The organism is Microvirga tunisiensis (assembly GCF_009296175.1).
In the GTDB taxonomy this organism is placed as follows: domain Bacteria; phylum Pseudomonadota; class Alphaproteobacteria; order Rhizobiales; family Beijerinckiaceae; genus Microvirga; species Microvirga tunisiensis.
The window spans coordinates 1-712 of the sequence record NZ_VOSK01000930.1 but is presented as its reverse complement, the minus strand read 5'-3'; the positions used below and the strand labels follow the sequence as shown (position 1 = coordinate 712).

At 57.6% G+C, this 712-nt stretch carries 1 protein-coding gene; it reads right to left on the bottom strand.

Going from position 1 to position 712, the window contains the following annotated elements; all coding sequences use genetic code 11:
* Positions 1-59 precede the first annotated feature (59 nt).
* A complete protein-coding gene (locus FS320_RS44570) occupies positions 60-590 on the bottom strand; it encodes a Crp/Fnr family transcriptional regulator (protein WP_244627793.1) in 531 nt (176 codons plus the stop codon).
* Between the last annotated feature and the right edge of the window lie 122 nt (positions 591-712).

Genomic DNA, 712 nt, shown 5'->3' with positions numbered 1-712 from the left:
ATAGAGACAAGTATCCATAGCGGGGCTCCTCAACCGTTGCACACCCCGCATCCGCCTCATCAATCTTCACGAAAGCTATTCCAAATCAAGCACTTGAAGCGAGTAATAAAATTGCTCACCAGCCTCTTAGTGGCATCCTCCTGCTCAAGGTGCAGGTAGGTCGGATCGAAGTCGCCGACCTCCTTCAATCTTTCCCAATCGGGAATGGTCAGCCGGGTTCCCTTGGTCTGGATCAGACCATCGGCTCGCATAGCCTGAAACACGCGGTTGACGTGAACGGTCGTGATGCCGAGCGCATTGCCGAACTCGACCTGAGTGATCGGCAGATCGCAGGTGTGATCCTCAGCCAGCCCGACCGCGCGCAGGCGCACCAGCAGCTCACACAGGAGATGGGCAATCCGATCATAGGCTTCGCGCTGTCCGATGCTGGTCATCCAAGCTCGGAAGATGGCGGCATCCACGAGAGTGTTGCGCCAGAAGGCCTCTGTAATCCTGGGGTAGCGGCGGCACAGGTCGCGCAGAGCCTGATGGGTGATGAACCCGACAGTGCAGGGCTCGATCGTGGCGACACTGTTGTCCAACACCCGCATTGCATCGCCTGAATTGCTCCCTGATTTTGGATCGTTGCCTCATCTGATTTGCTCCCGAGCTCTGGCGAGCTGCGGGGGCGATGATGAGGCAGGTGAGCATGACAACACGCAATGAGCTGATC

Coding starts and splice junctions, on each gene's coding strand:
- FS320_RS44570 (WP_244627793.1), bottom strand. CDS start 590: ATGCGGGTGTTGGACAACAGTGTCGCCACGATCGAGCCCTGCACTGTC.